Annotated in this window: 1 protein-coding gene; it reads right to left on the bottom strand. The window is 56.2% G+C overall.

Annotated elements, in window-relative coordinates:
- Window positions 1–610: 610 nt before the first annotated feature.
- A partial coding sequence (locus VKV18_RS06580) for a hypothetical protein (RefSeq protein WP_324203413.1) occupies window positions 611–1,346 on the bottom strand: 736 nt, incomplete at its 5' end.

Genomic DNA, 1,346 nt, shown 5'->3' with positions numbered 1-1,346 from the left:
CCCTCCCCAACCCTCAGAACCGGTGGGGATTGAAACACAAGATTTCTCGCCTTCGGCTCGAAATGACAGTTGTGTAACCGGCTCGAAATGACAGTTGTTTATCTCGTCTTCGGCTCGAAAGGACAGGCGTATCGCTGGCTCTTCAAGCCCCTCCCCAACCCTCAAGGCCGACGCCCTTCCCCTCAAGGCCGACGCCCTTCCCCTCCCCGTACACGGGGAAGAAGGGCTAGCCTCCCCCCGCGTGCGGGGGGATGAGAGGGGGGCTTTGGCATCGGCACCCTGCAGCCCCACTCCCTACCCTCAGAACTGGTGGGAAGTGAAACTCAAGATTTCTCGCCTTCGGCTCGAAATGACAGTTGTGTAACCGGCTCGAAATGACAGTTGTTTATCTCGCCTTCGCTCGAAAGGACAGTTGTGTAACCGGCTCGAAATGACAGTTGTTCATCTCACCTTTGGCTCGAAATGGCGGTCGTCTCAAAGGTTCTTCAAGCCCCAACCCCCTCCCCCTATCAGGGAGAGGGGAGATGAGCAAAAGGGGCACGGTCACCGTGCCCCTACAGGCGGTTTCCTTGGACAGGCTTTCCTAGAAGTGCAGACCCAAATGGCGAGTCTAGTTGCCCGTTGCCACCTTGAGAGCCGGGGAGGCATCGGTCTGTTGCGCCAGCTTCCGGCGTTTCTCACGTAATATCTCGATCAGATTGGCAGGTGGGCCTACCAACGTCAACGCGAGATAAGGGGGATGAGAGGCGATGATGCCGCCGAGCGAGTTGGCCGGCGGAGAAGCAAGCGAACCGTAGAGCCACAAGAAGTTCTCCACCGTCGCCACAAGGAAGGCCACCAACATCTGGCCCCGCTTCGAGTGAACGGTGGTCTTGGGATCGGTGATCATAAAGAAGGTAAACAGCTGGTACATAGGTCCCGTGATGGGAGCCACCTCGGTTATAAACGAGTCGTGCAGGATAAGACTACGGATAAAGGCATAGAAGCCGAAGCTCAGCACGTAGGTAAGGCAGATATGAAAACGCTTAAGACGAGCGATCACCAAAGAACCGACAATCCACACCACGATCATGGGGAGCAGGCCATTGCTGAACTGGTTCATCAAGGTGGAAACCGCGTTAGGCACAATGAAGAGCGTGGCCACAATGCCGAGGTTGGAGGGGTTCCAGAGGTGGCGTCCGTTCACCCGAATAGCATATTTGGAAGTAATGGAGATGGCACTACAGAGCATGTAGGGCCAAACGAAATCCGAACGCAGCAGAATGCCCACGCTAATGCCGCTGACATAGGCGCTGGCAAGGTTTGGCCATTTGCCATAGGTGAGTCGGCCTAGCACCAACTCGGTC

Origin of the sequence: Chthonomonas sp. (genome assembly GCF_035294505.1) — a bacterium.
GTDB lineage: Bacteria > Armatimonadota > Chthonomonadetes > Chthonomonadales > Chthonomonadaceae > Chthonomonas.
This window is presented reverse-complemented; position numbering and strand designations above follow the sequence as displayed.